The organism is Pontibacter flavimaris (genome assembly GCF_001907195.1).
GTDB classification, from domain to species: domain Bacteria; phylum Bacteroidota; class Bacteroidia; order Cytophagales; family Hymenobacteraceae; genus Pontibacter; species Pontibacter flavimaris.
This window is the reverse complement of sequence record NZ_LVWA01000005.1, coordinates 580,974-601,053: the sequence shown is the minus strand read 5'-3', so window position 1 is coordinate 601,053 and position 20,080 is coordinate 580,974. Positions and strand designations below refer to the sequence as shown.

The 20,080-nt window shown below is 53.8% G+C and carries 17 protein-coding genes; 4 read left to right on the top strand and 13 right to left on the bottom strand.

Annotated features, from left to right (window positions below; translation table 11 throughout):
* Nucleotides 1-162 precede the first annotated feature (162 nt).
* From A3841_RS10795 to A3841_RS10780, 4 genes are all read left to right on the top strand, one after another.
* A complete protein-coding gene (locus tag A3841_RS10795) occupies nt 163-843 on the top strand; it encodes a succinate dehydrogenase cytochrome b subunit (RefSeq protein WP_073852316.1) in 681 nt (226 codons plus the stop codon).
* 22 nt (nt 844-865) lie between these two features.
* Complete coding sequence (locus tag A3841_RS10790; RefSeq protein ID WP_073852315.1) at nt 866-2,800, top strand: fumarate reductase/succinate dehydrogenase flavoprotein subunit; 1,935 nt, start codon at nt 866-868, stop codon at nt 2,798-2,800.
* A gap of 125 nt (nt 2,801-2,925) precedes the next feature.
* The gene (locus tag A3841_RS10785) at nt 2,926-3,678 is read left to right on the top strand and encodes a succinate dehydrogenase/fumarate reductase iron-sulfur subunit (RefSeq protein WP_073852314.1); all 753 of its coding nucleotides are present in this window, start codon (nt 2,926-2,928) and stop codon (nt 3,676-3,678) included.
* 185 nt (nt 3,679-3,863) lie between these two features.
* Nucleotides 3,864-4,388, top strand: coding sequence for an NADPH-dependent FMN reductase (locus A3841_RS10780; protein ID WP_073852313.1), 525 nt, complete (start codon nt 3,864-3,866; stop codon nt 4,386-4,388).
* 30 nt (nt 4,389-4,418) lie between these two features.
* Here the strand turns inward: A3841_RS10780 and A3841_RS20705 are convergent, their stop codons facing one another.
* The 13 genes from A3841_RS20705 to A3841_RS10715 form a co-directional block, all read right to left on the bottom strand.
* Complete coding sequence (locus A3841_RS20705) at nt 4,419-4,550, bottom strand: hypothetical protein (RefSeq protein ID WP_262502572.1); 132 nt, start codon at nt 4,548-4,550, stop codon at nt 4,419-4,421.
* Nucleotides 4,551-5,660: 1,110 nt separating this feature from the next.
* Nucleotides 5,661-7,217 (bottom strand): cell division protein FtsZ, encoded by a 1,557-nt coding sequence (gene ftsZ / locus A3841_RS10770; protein WP_073852311.1) that lies wholly within the window; start codon nt 7,215-7,217, stop codon nt 5,661-5,663.
* Between the two features lie 37 nt (nt 7,218-7,254).
* On the bottom strand, nt 7,255-8,556 hold the full coding sequence (gene ftsA, locus A3841_RS10765) for a cell division protein FtsA (protein ID WP_073852310.1): 1,302 nt from the start codon (nt 8,554-8,556) through the stop codon (nt 7,255-7,257).
* An 11-nt stretch (nt 8,557-8,567) separates the two neighbouring features.
* Nucleotides 8,568-9,329, bottom strand: coding sequence for a cell division protein FtsQ/DivIB (locus A3841_RS10760; RefSeq protein ID WP_073852309.1), 762 nt, complete (start codon nt 9,327-9,329; stop codon nt 8,568-8,570).
* The gene (gene murC, locus A3841_RS10755; RefSeq protein WP_073852308.1) at nt 9,316-10,725 is read right to left on the bottom strand and encodes a UDP-N-acetylmuramate--L-alanine ligase; all 1,410 of its coding nucleotides are present in this window, start codon (nt 10,723-10,725) and stop codon (nt 9,316-9,318) included. Before murC ends, A3841_RS10760 begins: the two co-directional genes overlap by 14 nt.
* Nucleotides 10,722-11,834: an undecaprenyldiphospho-muramoylpentapeptide beta-N-acetylglucosaminyltransferase gene (gene murG, locus A3841_RS10750; RefSeq protein WP_073852307.1), complete on the bottom strand. Its 1,113-nt coding sequence runs from the start codon at nt 11,832-11,834 to the stop codon at nt 10,722-10,724. The genes murC and murG overlap by 4 nt, the downstream gene beginning before the upstream one ends.
* Nucleotides 11,827-12,993, bottom strand: coding sequence for an FtsW/RodA/SpoVE family cell cycle protein (locus A3841_RS10745; protein ID WP_073852306.1), 1,167 nt, complete (start codon nt 12,991-12,993; stop codon nt 11,827-11,829). Before A3841_RS10745 ends, murG begins: the two co-directional genes overlap by 8 nt.
* 25 nt (nt 12,994-13,018) lie before the next feature.
* A complete protein-coding gene (gene murD / locus A3841_RS10740) occupies nt 13,019-14,362 on the bottom strand; it encodes a UDP-N-acetylmuramoyl-L-alanine--D-glutamate ligase (RefSeq protein ID WP_073852305.1) in 1,344 nt (447 codons plus the stop codon).
* Nucleotides 14,363-14,401: 39 nt separating this feature from the next.
* Nucleotides 14,402-14,776: a four helix bundle protein gene (locus A3841_RS10735; protein WP_073852304.1), complete on the bottom strand. Its 375-nt coding sequence runs from the start codon at nt 14,774-14,776 to the stop codon at nt 14,402-14,404.
* Between the two features lie 43 nt (nt 14,777-14,819).
* Nucleotides 14,820-16,040 (bottom strand): phospho-N-acetylmuramoyl-pentapeptide-transferase, encoded by a 1,221-nt coding sequence (mraY, locus tag A3841_RS10730; protein ID WP_073852303.1) that lies wholly within the window; start codon nt 16,038-16,040, stop codon nt 14,820-14,822.
* Nucleotides 16,041-16,084: 44 nt separating this feature from the next.
* Nucleotides 16,085-17,548, bottom strand: a complete 1,464-nt coding sequence (locus tag A3841_RS10725) for a UDP-N-acetylmuramoyl-L-alanyl-D-glutamate--2,6-diaminopimelate ligase (protein WP_073852302.1) — start codon at nt 17,546-17,548, stop codon at nt 16,085-16,087.
* Entirely contained in the window at nt 17,548-19,647 is a 2,100-nt protein-coding gene (locus tag A3841_RS10720) for a penicillin-binding protein (protein WP_073852301.1), read from the bottom strand. Before A3841_RS10720 ends, A3841_RS10725 begins: the two co-directional genes overlap by 1 nt.
* On the bottom strand, nt 19,637-20,068 hold the full coding sequence (locus tag A3841_RS10715) for an FtsL-like putative cell division protein (protein WP_073852300.1): 432 nt from the start codon (nt 20,066-20,068) through the stop codon (nt 19,637-19,639). Before A3841_RS10715 ends, A3841_RS10720 begins: the two co-directional genes overlap by 11 nt.
* Nucleotides 20,069-20,080: the final 12 nt, after the last annotated feature.

Below are 20,080 nucleotides of genomic sequence, written 5' to 3'. Positions count from 1 at the left end.
TTATAGATCAGTTGAAGGGGAAAGGATGTAGATTATTGGAGTTACGGATATCAATTTAGATTGATTCAAAATATGATATCAAAATTGCTTTCTACTTGCCCCCAATGTACCTTTGAGCGGTAAAAACTTACGCTTATTTCACTTTAACCTATATAAACACAGATGAATTGGTTTACTAAAACGTTTTCCAGTACAGTCGGGCGAAAGATCATAATGGCTGTCACGGGTCTGTTCCTTTGCTCCTTCCTGGTAGTGCACCTGATTGGCAACCTGCAGTTGTTCCGTAACGATGGAGGCGAGGCTTTTAACGTGTACTCTCACTTCATGGCGAGCAACCCGATCATCCGCGTGATGGAGATCATACTTGTGCTGGGCTTTGTGTTCCACATCTACGATGCGCTTGTGCTGACCCGCCGCAACAAGGCGGCCCGCCCTGTGAGTTACGCGAACAACCACCCGGAAGAGAACAGCTCCTGGGCCTCCCGCAACATGGGCCTGCTGGGCACGATCATCCTGGTGTTCCTGATCATCCACCTCTGGAACTTCTTCGTGCCGGCTCGCTTTGGCGGCCTGGACGGTGTCGTGATCGAGGACGTGGAGTATGACAACCTTTACCTGAGGGTGGTAGAGTCCTTCCAGATCTGGTGGTACGTGGCTATCTACGTGATCTCCATGGTGGCCCTGGCGTATCACCTGATCCACGGTTTCCAGAGCGCCTTCCAGTCGCTTGGCCTGGATCACAAGAAGTATACGCCGTTCATCCAGAAGTTCGGTGTGGCCTTCTCTATCCTCGTGTGCCTTGGCTTCGCCGTCATTCCGCTGTACTTCTTCTTCCTTGTGTAATTAAAAGCTATACATAGTTGCTATGATATTAGATTCTAGAATCCCGGAAGGCCCTTTAGCCGAAAAGTGGGACAAGCATAAATTCGATGTGAAGCTGGTTAACCCGGCCAACAAACGTAAATACGATATTATTGTAGTGGGTACGGGCCTTGCCGGTGCTTCGGCTGCTGCCTCTTTCGGAGAACTGGGCTATAACGTAAAGGCGTTCTGCTTCCAGGACTCTCCCCGCCGCGCGCACTCCATTGCGGCACAGGGCGGTATCAACGCTGCCAAAAACTACCAGAACGATGGCGACTCTATCTACCGTCTTTTCTACGACACCATCAAAGGTGGCGACTACCGCGCCCGTGAGGCAAACGTATTCCGCCTGGCGCAGGTATCGGTAAACATCATCGACCAGTGCGTGGCGCAGGGTGTTCCTTTTGCCCGTGACTACGGCGGGCTGCTGGCCAACCGCTCATTCGGTGGCGCGCAGGTATCGCGTACGTTCTACGCCCGCGGCCAAACCGGACAGCAGCTGCTGCTGGGTGCCTACTCTGCCCTGAACCGCCAGATCGCTTACGGCAAGGTAAAAATGTATCCCCGCACCGAGATGCTGGACCTGGTGCTGGTAGATGGCAAAGCACGCGGTATCGTGGTGCGTAACCTCATTACCGGCAAGATCGAGTCGCACAGCGCCCACGCCGTGGTACTGGCAACAGGTGGCTACGGCAACGTGTTCTTCCTCTCTACCAACGCCATGGGCTCCAACGCCACGGCCGCCTGGAGAGCTTACAAGAAAGGTGCCTTGTTCGCCAACCCGTGCTACACCCAGATCCACCCTACCTGTATCCCGGTTTCCGGTACGTACCAGTCCAAACTGACGCTGATGTCGGAGTCGCTGCGTAACGATGGCCGTGTATGGGTACCGAAGACAGTGGAAACGGCGGAAAGACTGCGCAGAGGCGAGATCACCGTTAAAGACATAGCCGAGCAGGACCGTGATTACTACCTGGAGCGCAAGTACCCTGCCTTTGGTAACCTGGTGCCGCGCGACGTGGCCTCCCGCAACGCCAAGCTGGTTTGCGACGAAGGACGCGGTGTTGGCGCCTCTGGCCTTGCCGTTTTCCTTGACTTTGCCGATGCTATCAAGCGCGAGGGCCAGCCTGCCATTGCCGCCAAGTATGGCAACCTCTTCGAGATGTATGCCAAGATCACGGACGAGAACCCTTACGAAAGACCGATGCGCATTTACCCGGCTGTTCACTATACCATGGGTGGCCTTTGGGTAGATTATAACCTGATGACGAACGTGCCAGGACTATACGCCGCCGGAGAGGCCAACTTCTCTGACCACGGCGCTAACCGCCTCGGGGCTTCTGCCCTGATGCAGGGCCTGGCAGACGGATACTTTGTACTGCCTTACACCATCGGTGATTACCTGGCCAAAATGCCTTACGATAAAGTACCGGCAGACCATCCTGCGTTCAAAGAGGCTGAGCAGAACGTAATCGACATCAACAACAGACTGCTCTCCGTCAACGGCCAGCGCACGGTGGATGATTTCCACAAGCAACTCGGGCATATCATGTGGGAGTACTGCGGTATGGCCCGTAATGCCGAAGGGCTTCAATTTGCCAAGCAGGAGATCCGCAAGCTGCGCGATGAGTTCTGGCGCGATGTAAAAGTAGTGGGCGTGAACGAAGAGCTGAACATCACGCTGGAGAAAGCAAACCGTGTGGCCGACTTCCTGGAGCTGGGTGAACTGATGGTGGACGACGCCCTTCACAGAGAGGAATCCTGCGGTGGCCACTTTAGGGAGGAGCACCAGACACCGGAGAACGAGGCCCTGCGCGACGATGAGAACTTTGCCTATGTAGCAGCCTGGGAATTTACCGGAGTTGGAAACGACGCGGTGCTGCACAAGGAAGACCTCAAGTTCGAGAACGTGAAGCTGACACAGCGCAGCTATAAGTAATGCGTAATTAATAATTAAGAATAGTAAAGGCGCTGGAAACAGACGATTTACAGTTCTTAGTTTGTGATTCTTAATTCATCGTAATTAATAAGAAAATGGCTGGAAGTAATCCAAATGCTAAACCAATGGACCTTACACTAAAGGTTTGGCGCCAAAAAGATAGAAATTCACCAGGCCAAATGGTGACTTACCCTATAAAGGGCATCTCCCCGGATATGTCTTTCCTGGAGATGATGGACGTGCTTAACGAAGAATTGCTGCTCAAGGGAGAAGACCCGGTTGCATTCGACCACGACTGTCGTGAGGGAATTTGCGGGATGTGCAGCCTCTTTATAAACGGCCGCCCGCACGGACCGGAGCGTGGCACCACCACCTGCCAACTGCACATGCGCCACTTCAAGGATGGCGACACGATCACGATCGAGCCCTGGAGAGCTGCCGCCTTCCCGGTGCACAAAGATCTGGTGGTGGACCGTTCTGCCTTTGACCGTATCCAGCAGGCCGGTGGTTATGTCTCCGTTAACACAGGCGGCGTGCCGGATGCTAACACCATTCCGATCTCGAAGTCTATTGCCGACAAGGCGTTTGATGCAGCAACCTGTATCGGATGCGGCGCCTGCGTAGCGGCCTGTAAGAATGCCTCTGCCATACTGTTCGTTAGTGCGAAGGTATCGCAGCTCTCGATGCTGCCGCAGGGTAAAACGGAGCGCAAGACACGCGTGGAGAACATGGTGGCCCAAATGGACATCGAGGGGTTCGGCTCCTGCACCAACACTGGCGCCTGCGCTGTTGAGTGCCCGGTTGGCATCTCGCTGGAGAACATCGATATGCTGCGCAGCGAGTTCATCTTTGCCAAGGCTACCTCAGAGAACCTGTAGTTGAAGCGATAAAGAATAGAAAAGGCGAGGCAGCTACTGTTCTCGCCTTTTTGCTTTTATTAGTCCGGGGATCGTTATACTTTTAAAACATTCCCAAAGTATACGTGCACCCAAAACCTACAGCGGTAAATCAGGTTACGTATTAAAACCACCCACTTAGCAGTAGTTGTAACAAAACACAACCCATGATTACACTGATATCGGGCACGAACAGGCCCCTGTCCTATTCCAGAGCCATTTTAGACCTTTACGCCGGTAAACTCGCGCAGCATGGTGTAGCATACCAGATACTGGACCTGGCAGACCTGCCCGCTGATTTTACCGTGTCAGCCCTCTACGACAACACGGGCAAGAACGAGGCGTTCAACAAGCTCTCCTCCCTGATCGCTGCGTCGGATAAGTTTGTGTTTGTGGTGCCGGAGTATAACTCCTCCTTCCCCGGGGTACTAAAGGCCTTTATCGACGGGCTTTCCTACCCTAACACGTTCAAGGATAAGAAGGGCGCTCTTATCGGGCTCTCCTCCGGAATGCAGGGCAGCGGCCTGGCCCTAAGTCACCTGTCAGACGTGCTCAATTACCTGGGCATGCATGTCATGGCTATGCGCCTGAAGATGGCCCACATTGAAAAGAACTTCGATGGCAAGCAGATCAGCAACAAACTTTACCAGGAGCTGTTGGAGCAGCATGTAGAGCAACTCCTGAAATTCTGACGGTTTATAAGTATAAATTTTAAGTTGCGATTACCCCGTCCTTATACTTATACTTATACTTATACTTATACTTATACTTATACTTATACTTATACTTATGGCATAGCTTAAGCCGGGTCTTTCGAAACTGATACCAGTCCTTGCCTCTGCAGGAGATTGCATTCCCCCGCCTCTCCCGAGACAAGTTCGGGAAATGAGGCTTGTCCAGAATTTCACCCCACCCCAACCCTCCCCTTTTATCGAGGGCCCCTACCCCCAAAACAGGGGAGGAAGTTATACTTGTTATACTTTATTATCATCTCGAATGAAATGAGAGATCTATCTGGAATTCTACAAGAGATTTCTCGCTTTGCTCGAAATGACAGCAAAGGCAGCAGCTATCGAATCTGATCCCAGTTTTTCTGTGAGGCGCCGGGGGTAGGGGCCCTCTTATGCGAGTTTTTCCGGTGCCCGTAAGGGCATTGCGACGTCAGGAGCAAAGGAAAAGCTCCCAGCGCCGAGCGGGAAAACGAGGCCTCCCGGCCTGGAGGGAGCCAAAGTATGAAATGGAACGAGCAGGTTGTAAAGCTGTGGATCAGCGGCAGCTAGTAAGGATAGCTTGGTTCAAGTTGCATGAAGTGGCGGCTATGGAAGACACAAGCGGACGCTTGCGCTAGGAAAGTATAAAGTATAGCAGCAAGTAAGTATAGCGGACGTGGTTCGGGGCAAAGATGTCTGGAACAAGAAGTATAAAAGTATGACACTGTGAGCCAGTCGGGTTTAAAACCAAATGAATAAAAAGACACGGGCTGCAAGCCCGCGCCAGCGGAAGTATAAACTGGCAAGTATGGCGTATAAAAGGCACAAGCGGACGCCCCGAAATGCTCCGGGACTTTCAGCTTGCGCCAGGGAAGTATAAAGTATAACTTAAGTATTAAAGTATAGCTGCACAGCCAAAGTATAAGTTTGGCTATTCAAGCTACTCGGGTTGCAAACCCGACGCCATGATAGGTAGAAGTCTGAAGACTTGCACCAGAAAAAGGAAGGAAGTATAAAGTATAACTTGAGAGGAAAAGTATAATTCAGGTATAAAGCCCGGCTCGCCACTTCATCCCGTAAAACCTGATGCAGACAAGTATAAAAGTATAGCCCAAGAATAAGTTCTTAAGACAGATGAAGAGGCCAGGTAGAAACCTAAGCTTCCACAAACATCCCAACTTAGATTATAAAGTATAAAAAAAGGGGCTGCAGTAAAAACTGCAGCCCCTTTTTCTATTTTAACACGAGTAAAACCTAGTCCACGTTATCGTGCAGGAAACGGTTATCGCCCAGGATCTCGTTATCGTCGTTCAGGTTGAAGCGGGAGATATTACGCTCGGAAGAGTGTGCTACCCTGTCAAGCGCCACGTTGCGGCGCAGGTAAGCCGGTACTTCCAACTTCTCCTTCATGGCCTCAGACGTCGTCTCAGAGCTCAGCATGCGCAGGCGCTCACGACGCTCCTCGGCACGGCGTTGCATCAGCTCACGCTCTTCTGCCAGGCGCTGTGCCGCCTCACGCTGCTCACGGGCCTGACGCGCTTCTTCCTCGCGGTAGTTGTTGTTCTGGAAAGCATCGTTCTGAGAGCTGCCATCCAACTCAAACACAATACGCTGTGGCTGCTGCGGCTGCACTGGCTCCGGACGACGCGGCGCAGTTCCTTCGTAGTTGTTCGGTTGCTGGGCGGCAGGCTTTGGAGCAGCCACCGGAGCCGGCGCAACAGGCTTCGCGAACGTCGTGATCTCCGGCGCAACTTCTGGCTTAGCAGGCTCAGCTACCTCAATTTTTTTTTGGCTATTCAGGTCAAATACGGTTTTCTTTGGCTCAATGATGCTCTCGGCATCGGCAGCGAAACCAGTAGCGATAACAGTAACGCGGATGCTCTGGCCCAGCGTAGAGTCAATGCCATGGCCGAAGATCACCTCAGCCTCCTGGCCAGCCTTGTCCTGGATATATTCTGTGATCTCCGTCAGTTCATCCATCTCCAGCTCGGCCTGTTCACCAGACATGATAGAAAGCAGGATCTTCTGTGCCCCGTGGATATCGGTGTTGTTCAGCAATGGAGAAGAAAGAGCCTCCTCGGCGGCACGCAGGGCACGGCCCTCGCCCTCTGTTGTCGCAGAACCCATCACTGCTGCACCAGAGTCTTTCATTACAGTTTTAACGTCTTCAAAGTCAACGTTTACCTCAGCCGTAACCGTGATGATCTCCGCAATAGACTTAGCGGCAGTCGTCAGTACGTTATCAGCTTTGGCGAAAGCCTCACGGATGGTCAGGTTGCCAAACATCTCGCGCAGCTTGTCATTGAGGATCACCAGGATCGTGTCGCAGTTGTCGCTCAGCTCTTTTACGCCGTTCTCAGCGGCGATCTTTTTCTTCTTACCCTCAAAGGCAAACGGAGCCGTCACGATTCCCACTGTCAGGATACCCAGTTCCTTCGCAACCCTGGCAATAACAGGAGCAGCACCTGTTCCGGTACCTCCACCCATACCAGCCGTGATGAACACCATCTTGGTATCGTTGCTGAGCATCTCACGAATTTCCTCCTTGCTCTCCAAAGCCGCCTGCTTACCTTTCTCAGGGTTTGCGCCGGCTCCAAGGCCTTCGGTTAGGTTTTCGCCGATCTGCAGCCTATTTGGCACAGCAGCACTTTGCAGCGCCTGCGCATCCGTGTTACAGATGATGAACTCCACATCTTTGATACCCTGATTGTACATGTGGTTCACGGCATTGCTACCACCGCCCCCGACGCCTATCACCTTGATGATGGACTTGCCGCCGGCCGGCAAGTCAAATGCATATGCTGATGTCATACTAATTTCTCCTGCTTATTATGGGTTGATAAGTTTTTTAGTCTATGTCGTCTGATAAGAAGCCCTTGAGCTTCTGCAGCAGCCCTCCGCCACTGTTGTTGTTTGCTGCGCTGCTCTTTGGCTCGACCGCTTTGGTGTTGTTATACACCTGCTCCGTCACCCCGGAATGGCGCTCCACGCGCTGGTCCAGTGGGTGGTAACCTGCCAGCACAAGGCCAACGCTGGTCGCGAACATGGGTCCTTTCACGGCGTCTACCTTGGATCTGCCCAGGTGCTCGTTCGGATAGCCGATGCGGGTATCCATGCCGGTGATGTACTCGACCAGCTGCACCAGGTTCTGAAGCTGCGCGCCTCCGCCCGTAATCACGATGCCGCCGGCCAGGCTATTGGCGTAGCCCGAGCGCACGATCTCCGCGTAAACCAGCTCCACGATCTCCTCCATCCGGGCCTCTATGATGTAGGCCAGGTTCTTGAGGGAAATCTCCTTCGGCGTACGGTCGCGCAGGCCAGGTATAGAGACGATCTCATTCTCAGAGGCCTCATCGGCAATGGCGCGTCCGAACTTCATCTTCAGCTGCTCCGCCTGGTTTTGCATCACCATGCATCCCTGCTTAATATCAGAGGTGATGATATTGCCCCCAAAAGGAAGAACTGCCGTGTGGCGTATAATATTGTCTTTGAATATAGCCAGGTCAGTTGTACCACCGCCAATATCCACCAGTGCCACACCTGCCTCCTTCTCCTCATCACTCAGGACCGACATGCTCGACGCCAGCGGCTCCAGGATCAGTTGGTCCACCTCCAAGCCTGCGCGTAGCACGCACTTGTTGATGTTGTTGATGGCGTTAGACTGGGCCGTGATGATATGGAAGTTGCCCTCCAGGCGCACGCCCGACATACCCACCGGGTCCACGATGCCTTCCTCATAGTCCACCTTATACTCCTGCGGCATCACGTGGATGATCTCACTGCCCGGAGGCGTTACGAGCCGGTACATGTCGTTGGTGAGGCGGTTGACATCCTCCACCGTGATCTCGTCATCCGAAACCTGGCGTGTGATGCTTCCGTTGTGCTGCAGGCTCTTGATGTGCTGCCCCGCAATGCCCACGTTCACCACGCCGATGTTGATGCCTGACTGCTCTTCGGCCTGACGGATGGCCTTCTTGATGGCTTCGACGGTTTTATCGATATTGCTCACAATGCCTCTCACCACTCCCTCCGACACGGCTTTGCCCATGCCCAATATCTCGAGCTTGCCAAACTCATTTCTCCGACCTACAAGTGCGCAAACCTTGGTTGTCCCAATATCCAAGCCTACTACTATTTTGTCGTTCTGCATATCTCTGTCTGTTATTCGCAAATTATCTGATCTTCGTACTCCACGTTAACCCGCTTGTAGCGCTCCCAGCCCATGGTTGGCAGCACCTCCTTGTAAAGTATGGCTAACTTCTTAAATTTCTCCTCCACCTTATCGGGCTTTCCGAACTCAATGATGTGTTCGCCCACCTGCGGCAGAAAAGACACCTTGCCCTTGCCATCTATGTGCATCTGGGCAAGCTGTGCCTTCCAAAACTCGTCGTTCTCGATGAACTGGAGCAAAGAAAGGTATGAGTGGCCTAAGGAATCCTTGAAGAATCCTCGGTCAGTTGGCTTTATAAGAGCTGACTTGGTTATTGGGATTACACGTGCCGTGTACCTGTCGGAGAGGGGGAGAATGTTCCCCTCAGCGTCGATGTATACATCCTGATCTGATCGTATAATTCTAGCAATAGGCCTGTTCTGTTTTACAAATACCTGGATGTTGCCATCTAACCCTCTGTAGACCTCGGCATCCTTCACAAATTTATGCGATTCTATGCGCTTTTCAAGGTTTTTCAGGTCAATGTTCTGGTTGGGGAGGCCTTCGAGTTTTCGCTCACCTTCTCGTGTTAGCAAACCCCGAACTTCCTTATCCCCAATAAAGTAATTGTTGTACTCATTATCAATTTTTATTGACACTTTTTTACAGATTTTTTCATTTTGTCTGGAAGACGCAAAACCTGCAATAGCCCCAATCGACAGGATGCTACAACATGCAAAAATTAAAGATTTTATTCTACTATTCAAGCCCATACCCGTTATTTTCTAAAAAATTTCTGATAGGCTTCACCAGCGTGTCAATATCGCCGGCGCCAACGGTTGCCAGCACGTCAAAATCGCCGTTTTTGAGCAAATTTTCCACAACTTCCTCTTTGTGCAGCAGCACCTTCACAGGGCTCGTCACCTGCTCAAGCAGGATGCCTGAAGTAACGCCCGGAAGCGGTTTCTCGCGCGCCGGGTAAATGTCGAGCAGCACCAGCTCATCGGCCTTGCTCAGGCTCTGGGCAAACTCCGCGGCAAAGTCGCGGGTGCGGGTAAAGAGGTGCGGCTGAAATATCACTTTTATTTTCTTGTTTGGATAAAGCGCTCGTAATGAACCCATAAAGGCATCAATCTCCTTCGGGTGGTGCGCGTAATCGTCGATGTATACTTTGCCGTGGCCTTCATACACAAACTCGAAGCGGCGCTTCACGCCGGCAAATGCTTCAACTCCGGCCTTTATACTTTGAGCCGGCACCTGCAGCACCTGTGCCGCCAGGATGGCCGCCAGGGTATTCTCGGCATTGTGGAACCCGGGTACACCCAGCCTCACGCCTGCCATATCCCCAAATGGACTCACCACATCAAACTCAAACCAACGACCGTTCACCTGCAGGTGCGCCACATGGGCATCGCCGCTGCGCAGGCTATACTTGTACACCTGCACCCCCTCCTGCACTAGCGCTGTCAGGCGCGGGTCGGTGGCCTCGTGCAGAAACAGGAAACCACCCGGCTTGACCTGGCTAATGAACCGCTGGAAAGTCCGGATCAGTTCCTCGTTATCACCATAGATATCCAAATGATCTGGGTCTGCGGAAGTTACGATGGCAATATCCGGAAAGAGCGTCAGGAACGAGCGATCATACTCATCGGCCTCCACTACCACCACTTCTTTTTCGGCCGCTCCCTTGCCAATCAGCAGGTTGGAGTTCAGGTTAGTGGCAATGCCCCCCAGGAAAGCGGAGCAGTCCACTCCGGCGTGGTGCAGCAGGTGCGCCACGATGCTGGAGGTGGTGGTTTTGCCGTGCGTACCCGCCACCGCCACCGTATAAGCGGAAGCCGTGATGATGCCCAACACCTCCGAGCGTTTCTTGATGGTATAGCCCTGCTCTTTCAGATAATTCCACTCGGCGTGCTCGGCAGGTATGGCCGGCGTGAGCACCACCAGGGTCTGGTCTTTGTGCTGGAGGATCTCCTGCGGCAGGTGCGCCACATCGTCCTCATAGTGCACAGCTATCCCCTCCTGCTCCAGCGCCTCGGTCAGTGCGGTGCGGGTTTTATCGTAGCCCCACACCGGAAAGCCTTTGGCCCTGAACCAGCGGGCAATGGCGCTCATGCCGATGCCGCCAATGCCGAGGAAGTAGATATAGCTGTAGTCCTCCAGTTTCACTTGATCAGTTTTACCAATTCGTTTACAATGTCGGCCGCCGCGTTCGGGCGGGCCATTTTCAGTATATTTTGGTGCAGACGCTGCTGCTCCTTTTCGTCTTTTAAAAGTCCCAGCGCCGTCGGCACCAGTTTCTCCATCGCCTCTGCATCCCGCACCAGCAGGGCTGCGTCCTGCTGCACCAGTGCCATGGCATTTTTGGTCTGGTGGTCTTCGGCCACGTTTGGCGACGGCACCAGCACCGCGGGTTTTCCGGCCAAGCAAAGTTCCGAGATAGAAAGCGCGCCGGCTCTCGAGATCACCACATCGGCGGCGGCATACGCCAGGTCCATCCGCTTGATGAAATCCAGCGCATGGATTCCCTCAGTTTTATACTTTGCCTCCAGCTCCTGCGCCTGCAGAAAAAAAGGCTTCCCGGTCTGCCAGATCAACTGGCAACCGGCGTCGGCTATACTTCGCAGGTTAGCGGCTATACTTTGGTTGATGGTGCGCGCGCCCAGGCTTCCGCCAATCACTAATATTGTTTTCTTCTCCGGGCTCAGCCCGAAATGCTGCAACGCTTCCTCGCGTTTCCCGGTCAGTTGCATAATGTCGGAGCGTACCGGGTTGCCGGTCAGCACGATCTTCTCGGCCGGAAAAAAGACCTCCATGTTGGGATAAGCCACGCATACTTTCTGCACCCGTTTGGCCAGCAGTTTGTTGGTGATGCCCGCGTAGGAGTTCTGCTCCTGGATCAGGGCCGGAATGCCTTGTGCCGTTGCCGCATACAGCAGCGGGCCGCTGGCATAGCCCCCCACACCCACCACGGCATCAGGCTTAAAGTCTTTTATGATTTTATGCGATGCCCGCACACTTTTCCATACCTTCAGCGGGAACGACAGATTGTCCAGCGTCAGTCTTCGCTGCAGACCGCTGATCCACAGACCCACGATTTTGTAGCCTGCCTCCGGCACGCGCGTCATCTCCATTCGACCCTGCGCGCCTACAAACAGAATCTCCGCCTCCGGGTTTACCTCGCGCAGCCTATTGGCAATGGCCACAGCCGGGTAAATATGCCCGCCGGTGCCGCCGCCGCTGATGATCACGCGATATGGTCTTTCCTGCTTAGGCATTTGCAGGTGCTTTTAAAGGTGATTTCACGGCTGCTGAACCCACGGCACGCTCCTCGTTTATATCCTGGCGGCTCACGCTAAGTATAATCCCGATGGAGATCCCGGTAAAGATCAGGGAGGTACCGCCCATACTTAGCAGTGGCAGCGGCAGGCCCGTGATCGGCCCCAACCCCACGGCCACGGCCATGTTAACCATCCCCTGTAGCACCAGGCTGAAGCTCAGTCCCGCCGAAAGCAGGCCGGCAAACGCGCCATCGCTTTTATTAACCGTTACCAGGCCACGGTAAAGCAGCGCCAGGTATAGGAACAAGACAAAAACGCCTCCAAACAGGCCATACTCCTCCAGGATAATGGCATAGATAAAATCCGAGTAGGGGTGCGGCAGGATATCGCGCTGGTCGCTGTTTCCCGGGCCTTTGCCCACCAGGCCGCCCGTGGCAATGGCGATGTAAGATTGCTCCAGCTGGAAGGGCACCTCGTTCGGGTTCATGAAGTCCTCCACCCGGCTGATGGCCGTGTCCATGCGCTGGCCCAATGCCAGGCCGGTTCCGCCTACCACTACACCAATCAGCACCACAATAGCCAGGTATTTTATCGGCACGCGCCCAATGAACATGAGCAACAGGCACGTAGCAAAAAGCAACACCGCCGTGGAGGTGTTGGTCATGGCGATCAGGCCACAGATAAACACTGTCCATCCCAGCATCGGAAGCAGTGTCGCTTTCCAGTCGTTGAGGAACTGCTGTTTCTTGGACAGCATGCTCGCCAGGTAAGAAATCAGGGCCAGCTTGGCCAAATCCGAAGGCTGGAACGTTTGGTTGATCACCGGGATCGTGATCCAGCGGGAGGCCTCGTTTATGTTGGAGCCCCAGAAATAGGTGATGATCAGCAGGGGCGCCGAGGCGACCAGGGCCACCAGCGACAGCTTGGAGTAAAAGCGGTACGGGATCTTGTGGGCCATCCACATAAAGGCCAGCCCGACCAGGATCAGGAAAGTATGCTTAAACAGAAAGTACTCGGTGTTACCCTCCATTTTCTTGTAAGCCAGTGTACCTGTGGCAGAGTATACCACGGCCACGCTGATCAGCGAGAACGCGATCACGATGCCCCACAGCACCGAGTCTCCTTTCAGGTTTGTCTGTAACCACTGCTTTACCATACCTTTGGCTTATACTTTTTATACTTTACTTCTTCAGCACTATCTTCTCCACAGCCTCCTTAAAGCGCTGCCCACGGTGTTCGTAATTGTCAAACAGGTCGAAACTGGCACAGGCCGGCGACAGCAGCACCACATCTCCGGGCGTTGCCAGCGAGCGGCTCAGGCGCACGGCGTATTCGATCGATGTCGTCTCGGCGATGATCGGCACCACACGGCCAAATGCCTCCTTCAGTTTCTCGTTATCCTTGCCCAGGCACACCAGCACCTTTACCTTTTCGCGGGCAAGTTCCACCAGCGTGCTGTAATCATTGCCCTTGTCCACGCCGCCGGCAATCCAGATAATGGGCTGCTTTATACCTTCCAGCGCGTACCACACCGCCTCCACGTTGGTGGCCTTGGAGTCGTTGATGTAGCTTACCTCCTTGGCAATGCCCACCAGTTGCAGCCTGTGCTCGGCGTTCTCGAAGGTCTCCAGCGCCTGCTCGATCTGCTTGTCCTCCACGCCCATCAGTTTGGCCACGGCCACGGCGGCCATGGTGTTGTACTGGTTGTGCTTGCCGATCAGGCCCGATCGGGACGTATCCACCGTTCCCTCATAGAACCTGGCTGTTACTTTTATACTTTTCCCCTCGAAGTATACTTTGGCATCAGCTGCCCCATCCAACGAGAAAGGGATGGTGGTCCCCCCGAAGTTGGCCGAGTCAAACGTCTTGCGGATGTTCTTGTCATCGGCATTGAACAGGAAAAAGTCGGCACCCGTCATGTTCCGGGCCACGCGCAGCTTCGAGGCGGCATACTTCTCCATGCTGTACTCGTAGCGGTCCAGGTGGTCGGGGGTGATGTTGGTCAGCACCGCGATGTGCGCTTTGAACTGGTACATGTTGTCGAGCTGAAAGCTGCTCAGCTCCACCACGTAATAGTCGTGCTTGTTGTCGATCACCTTCTCCGCCAGGCTCTCCCCGATGTTGCCCGCCAGCCCCACGTTAATGCCCGCGTTCTTGAGCAGGTGGTAAGTCAGCAGCGTGGTGGTGGTTTTGCCGTTGGTGCCCGTAATGCAAATGAACTTCGCATCGGTGTACCTTCCGGCAAACTCAATCTCAGATATTACAGGTATCTGTTTCTTGGTTGCTTCTTGTACAATTGCAGCTTTATCAGAAATGCCAGGACTTTTAATGATTTCATCGGAGTTGAGTATGGTTTCTAAAGTATGATTTCCCTCTTCGAATGGAATAGCAGCCGTAGCCAGTTTAGCTTTATACTGCTCTTTAATCTCACCTTTATCAGACACGAATACCTCCAGCCCCTTTGCCTTCGCCAGCAAAGCTGCCCCTACTCCGCTTTCTCCTGCTCCTAGTATCGCTATCTTCATTTTAGTTGCTAGTTTTTAGTTGTTAGTTATTAGGGATAACTACAGCCCTCTGTAATACTTAATGAAGCCGTTAAGCAGCTTTTTGCACTCCGTAATATTTCCTAACACACTGTTAAGCTGCTCCGGCGATATATACGCTAAGTCTGCTGCTACATAAAGCTGTGTCTCCGTCTCATAAAGTGAGCCTCTTGCAATGTGAAAGAAGTTGATAGCTTCCTTGGCATATTGCCTGCCACAGCCTTCCGCAATGTTAGAAGGCACTGACACTACTGCGTTTCTCACCTGCGACGTTAGCCCAAACATTTCTTCCTTCGGAAAAGCCTTCGTCAACAGATAAACATGCTTTACCAGGGCCCTGCTTTTAACCCATACCTCCAGAGAAGTATAACTTCTCACTACTTCAGACCCTTCCATACTTCCTACCAACTACTAATAACTAGCAACCAACAACTACACTCTACCTCAGCTTCAGCGTTGCCAGCGTCAGGATGGCGAGCATGATGCCCACGATCCAAAAGCGCCCCACAATCTTCGACTCATGGTAGCCCTGTTTCTGGTAATGATGGTGCAGCGGCGACATCTTAAAGATGCGGCGGCCCTCACCATACTTCTTTTTGGTATACTTAAAGTAGCTCACCTGCAGCATCACCGACAGGTTCTCCACCAGGAAGATGCCGCAAAGTATCGGGATGAGCAGCTCCTTGCGCACGATCAGGGCCAGCACCGCAATGATGCCGCCAATGGCCAGACTGCCCGTGTCGCCCATAAATACCTGCGCCGGGTAGGTGTTGTACCACAAAAAGCCCACGCAGGCCCCCACAAAGGCCAGCGAGAAGATGGCCAGTTCGCCGGAATTCGGAATAAACATGATATCCAGGTAATCGGCGAAAATGGTGTTACCGGACACCCACGCAAAGATGGCCAGCGTGAGCCCGATGATGGCTGAGGTTCCCGCCGCCAGGCCGTCAATACCGTCGGTGATGTTGGCGCCATTGGACACGGCTGTGATCACCAGGATAACGAATGGAATGTAGAGGTAGCAGGACCATCCTGCGAACAGCGGACCGGCAAACGAGAACAGGTTGCAGTAGTCCAGCTCGTTGTTCTTGCGGAACGGAATGGTGGTGATCATGCTGTGCACGTCCGTATACTTGCCGGAGGCGTTCACAGCAGAGGTGGTACCATCGGCAAGCATGTACTGGCGCACCACCACGTCGTCATTGAAGTATAGCGTCAGGCCCACGATCAGACCCAGGCCAATCTGGCCCAGGATCTTGAAGCGGCCGGCCAGGCCTTCCTTGTTTTTCTTGAATACCTTAATGTAGTCATCCAGGAAGCCGATCATGCCCAGCCACACGGTCGAAACGATCATCAGCTGCACATACACGTTGTCGAGGCGGGCGAACAGCAGCACCGGCACCAGGATGGCCAACAGAATGATGAGGCCGCCCATGGTTGGCGTTCCCTTTTTCTCCATCTGCCCCTCCAGCCCCAGATCGCGGATAGACTCGCCCACCTGCTTGCGCTGCAGCACTTTTATCAGCTTGCCACCAAAGATCATGGCAATCAGCAACGACACAAGCGTGGCCATACCTGCCCGGAAGGAGATGTACTGAAACACGCCAGCTCCTACGAAGTCGAACTCACGGTCGAGGTATGTAAAAAGGTGATAAAGCATTTATTCGGTTACCTTTGGCTAAAAATTGTCTGTTTGGCTATACTTTATTTGCCGAGCTGCCGGAACATCTCGCTTAAAACCTGCTTGTCGTCAAAGTCGTACTTCACGCCCTTGATCTCCTGGTAAGTCTCGTGCCCCTTGCCGGCTACAAGTATGATATCGCCGGGCTCGGCCAGCATGCAGGCGGTTTTAATGGCCTCCTTACGGTCCAGCACCGATAGCGTTTTCTTATAATCGAGCGGCTTCACTCCTTTCTGCATATCCTCCAATATAACCTGCGGCTCCTCGAAGCGCGGGTTATCAGAGGTAAGTATAACTTTATCGCTAAGGCGGCAGGCGATATCGGCCATCACCGGCCGCTTGGCCGCGTCGCGGTTTCCGCCGCAACCCACCAGCGTAATCACTTTCTGGTTCGGGTTTCGGATCTGCTGGATGGTATTGAGCACGTTCTCAAGCGCATCTGGTGTGTGGGCATAATCCACAATACCAGTTATTTGCGAGTCGGACACGATGTAATCAAAGCGTCCGGCAGCGGAGCTCAGGCTCGAGAGTATGGTCAGCGTCTCCGTCGGGTCCTCGCCCAGCAGCACCCCCACGCCATAGGCAGCCAGCAGGTTGTAGGCGTTGAACGTTCCGATGAGCTTGGCCCAGATCTCACGCCCATCTACCTCCAGGTGCAATCCCTGAATAGTATTATCTATAATGCGCCCTTTAAACTCTACCGCTTTGCGTAAAGCGTAGAAATGCGCGCTGGCTTTCGTGTTTTGTACCATTACCGGCCCGCGCTTGTCGTCGGCGTTCACCAAGGCAAAGGCGTTTTTCGGCAACATATCGAAGAAAGCCTTTTTGGCCTTGATATATTCCTCGAAGGTGCCGTGGTAATCCAGGTGATCGTGGGTGATGTTGGTGAAAACACCACCGGCAAAAGTGATGCCTGCCACCCTGTGTTGCACCATGGCATGGGAGCTTACTTCCATAAACGCATGGGTGCAGCCGGCCTTCACCATCTGCGCCAGCAGCTCGTTCAGCTTCACAGCGTCCGGCGTGGTGTGCGTGGAAGGGATCACCTCCTCGTCGATCTGGTTCTGCACCGTGGAAATCATACCCACATGGTAGCCCAGCTCACGGAACAGCTTGTGCAGCAATGTTACCGAGGTGGTCTTGCCGTTGGTGCCGGTTATACCTACCAGCTGCAGCTTTTTGGATGGATGGCCATAGAAGGCAGAGGCCATCTGCCCCAGCGCCTGCGCCGAGTCCTGCACCTGCACGTAGGTTATACTTTGCTTCAGCTCCTGCGGCAGCTCCTCGCAAACGATGGCCGCTGCCTGGGCCTCCTCCGCTTTCGGGATAAAGGCATGGCCATCCGCCTGCACGCCGCGCACCGCCACAAACAGCACCCCCTCCCGCACCTGCCGCGAGTCGAAAGTGATGCCCTGCACCGGCACGTCGCTAGAGCCGTGGGTGCTGCGCACGTTTACGTTTTGTAGTATGTCCTGCAGTAGCTGCATCAACCAAGTATAATTGTTATCGTTTTATCTTCATTTATGTCGGTGCCCGGCGCGACCGACTGTTTCTTCACGCGCTTGCCCATTCCCTCCACCTTTACCTCCAGGTGCTGGTTGCCAAGTATAAACAAGGCATCCCGCAGCGTCATCCCGGTCACATCCGGCACTTTGCTCTGCAACACCGGGTTTGGCTTAAACTCAAGCGAGCGGCGTTTTGCCTCCACCTTCACCCAGTCTTCATCCGCAGTTTCGGTGCGTGTGCTGATGCCAAGCTTGTTGTAGATTAGCTTCAGGTCATCAAAACTGCCTGCCTGTACCACCGGGAGGCTCTCCTTATCCGGTACCACGCGCGCGTGCATCGGTTTGTGCATGGCCAGGTCAAGGGCGTAGGCTTTGTCGGCGAGCTCTTTGAACACGGGCGCCGCCACATCGCTGCCGTACACGTTCACGCCTTTGGGACTGTCGATGATCACGATGCAGCTATACTTCGGGTCATCGGCCGGGAAGTAGCCGGCAAAGGAGGTGGAGTACTCCCGCACATACCGTCCGTCCTTCACCTTCCGCGCTGTGCCCGTCTTCCCCGCAATCTTATAGTCCTCGCTATGGATGCTCTTGGCTGTTCCGTTAGTCACGACCCCCTCCAGCATGGCCTTCAGTTTCTTCAGCGTCTCGTCGGAGCATATCTTCTCGTTGAGCACGCGCGTCTCAAACGACTGCACCACCTCATCCACCTTGCGAATCTCCTTCACGATGATCGGTTGCACCTTTACCCCGTTGTTGGCCACGGCATTGTAAAAAGCCAGCGTCTGAAGCGGCGACAGCTTCATCTCGTAGCCAATGGACATGGACGTGAGCGTGGTGCCATACCAGTTCCTGTCCTGCGGGTCTTTCATATATGGCCTTGCCTCCCCCTCCATCTGGAAACCCAGGGTGCTGTTCAGCCCGAACTTGTTCAGGTAATCGACAAAAGCCTGCTGCTCACTGCCAAAGTATTGCTCCATCAGCTTTGCCACGCCGATGTTAGATGACTTCTCAAACACCTCCTGCACCGTTATCTTGCCGTATCCGTTGATCTTAGCATCGGTCATGATCGTGTTCTTGATCTTGTAGCGGCCGTCCCCCGTATCGATGGTGTCGGTCAGGCTCACCTCCTGGTTATGCTCAAAGAGCGCCATCATGGAGGCCAGCTTAAACGTGGATCCTGGCTCGGTGCGCCCCTGGTTTCCCACGGCGTAGTTATAATCCTCGATATAGCCGCCTTTGGTCTTGCCGAGGTTGGCCATGGCCTTGATCTCCCCGGTCTTCACCTCCATCAGGATCACGGTGCCATACTCGGCGTTTGTTTTCTCCAGCGCCTTGTAAAGCGCACTCTCCGCCACGTCCTGCAGGTTAATGTCCAGCGTGGTCTTGATGTCGTAACCGTGCTGCGGGTTTACCTCTGTGCCATCGTGGATGGGCTTGCTGCCGCCGGCGATACGCTCAAAAAGGGCTTCCCCGTCGGTACCCGAGAGGTTGGCATTGAAGCTGTACTCCAGGCCGGCCCCGTTCTTATCCTCGTTTATAAAGCCAATGGTACGCTCGGCTAGTATACCGAATGGCTTAAAGCGTTTCTCCACTTTCTCAAAGAGCACCCCGCCCCTGTTCTTGCCTTCCCGGAAGATCGGCCAGCGCGACATCACTTTCTTATCCTGGTAATCGATCTGCCTGCTGTTCAGGCGCACATACCTTCTGCCGGAGTGGCGCGCGTTTTTGATCTTGCGGTGATAATAGTCTGAGGACTTATCGCCGTAGAAGCGCGACAAAAGTATGGCCAGTGAGTCTATGCCACTGTTAAACACCTCCGGCTTCGCCACTGTCGGATCGAAGGCCACGCGGTAGAACGGCAGCGAGGTGGCCAAAATGCTCTCGTTATCCGACAGGATATTGCCCCGCGTGGCGTGCACCGGCTTGTAAAAGATGCGGCGCTCCTTGGAGATGCTCTTCCACTTATCCCCGTCCAGAAACTGGATATGCACCACCTTGTACACGATGGCGCACGCAAACAGGCAAACCAACAGGAATACCAGCCTTACCCGGATCAGTATGGATTTCTTAATACTCATCTGCAGGCACTATAACTTGGTATGGCGGCCGGGAGCTTTCCTCCAGGCCGAGTGGCGCCACGTTCCGGGCCACCTCCGATTGCTTACTCGCCTCCATGTACTCCGACTTCAGGGTGGAGTAATCGGCGCGAAGGTCCTCCACCTCCACCTTCACCTTGTCTATCTGCCGGATCGTCTTCACGGCGAAGTGCGTGTTGCCGATGTATAAAAGCGTAATGCCCGTCAGAAACAGGATACGCGGCATGTACTTCAGCGGCACCCCCTCTTCAAACAAGGCATCAACATTGGCATACTTATCGAGCAGCGCGAACAGACTGAAGCCCTTCTTCCTGGGCTTCATCGGCTCTACTGCCTCTGGCTTCACACGCGCCGTATTTACCCTTGGCGCGGCTGTTCTTTTTGTGAGTACATTAGAAGCCATACTTGTTTTCTT

What these genes read in the sequence shown, in the direction of transcription:
- A3841_RS10720 (WP_073852301.1), bottom strand. Translation starts at nt 19,647, where the DNA reads ATGAGTATTAAGAAATCCATACTGATCCGGGTAAGGCTGGTATTCCTG.
- A3841_RS10760 (WP_073852309.1), bottom strand. Translation starts at nt 9,329, where the DNA reads ATGGGCTTGAATAGTAGAATAAAATCTTTAATTTTTGCATGTTGTAGC.
- murD (WP_073852305.1), bottom strand. Translation starts at nt 14,362, where the DNA reads ATGAAGATAGCGATACTAGGAGCAGGAGAAAGCGGAGTAGGGGCAGCT.
- murG (WP_073852307.1), bottom strand. Translation starts at nt 11,834, where the DNA reads ATGCCTAAGCAGGAAAGACCATATCGCGTGATCATCAGCGGCGGCGGC.
- A3841_RS10780 (WP_073852313.1), top strand. Translation starts at nt 3,864, where the DNA reads ATGATTACACTGATATCGGGCACGAACAGGCCCCTGTCCTATTCCAGA.
- ftsA (WP_073852310.1), bottom strand. Translation starts at nt 8,556, where the DNA reads ATGCAGAACGACAAAATAGTAGTAGGCTTGGATATTGGGACAACCAAG.
- A3841_RS20705 (WP_262502572.1), bottom strand. Translation starts at nt 4,550, where the DNA reads ATGCAATCTCCTGCAGAGGCAAGGACTGGTATCAGTTTCGAAAGACCC.
- mraY (WP_073852303.1), bottom strand. Translation starts at nt 16,040, where the DNA reads ATGCTTTATCACCTTTTTACATACCTCGACCGTGAGTTCGACTTCGTA.
- A3841_RS10735 (WP_073852304.1), bottom strand. Translation starts at nt 14,776, where the DNA reads ATGGAAGGGTCTGAAGTAGTGAGAAGTTATACTTCTCTGGAGGTATGG.
- A3841_RS10790 (WP_073852315.1), top strand. Translation starts at nt 866, where the DNA reads ATGATATTAGATTCTAGAATCCCGGAAGGCCCTTTAGCCGAAAAGTGG.
- A3841_RS10715 (WP_073852300.1), bottom strand. Translation starts at nt 20,068, where the DNA reads ATGGCTTCTAATGTACTCACAAAAAGAACAGCCGCGCCAAGGGTAAAT.
- A3841_RS10795 (WP_073852316.1), top strand. Translation starts at nt 163, where the DNA reads ATGAATTGGTTTACTAAAACGTTTTCCAGTACAGTCGGGCGAAAGATC.
- A3841_RS10745 (WP_073852306.1), bottom strand. Translation starts at nt 12,993, where the DNA reads ATGGTAAAGCAGTGGTTACAGACAAACCTGAAAGGAGACTCGGTGCTG.
- A3841_RS10785 (WP_073852314.1), top strand. Translation starts at nt 2,926, where the DNA reads ATGGACCTTACACTAAAGGTTTGGCGCCAAAAAGATAGAAATTCACCA.
- ftsZ (WP_073852311.1), bottom strand. Translation starts at nt 7,217, where the DNA reads ATGACATCAGCATATGCATTTGACTTGCCGGCCGGCGGCAAGTCCATC.
- A3841_RS10725 (WP_073852302.1), bottom strand. Translation starts at nt 17,548, where the DNA reads ATGCAGCTACTGCAGGACATACTACAAAACGTAAACGTGCGCAGCACC.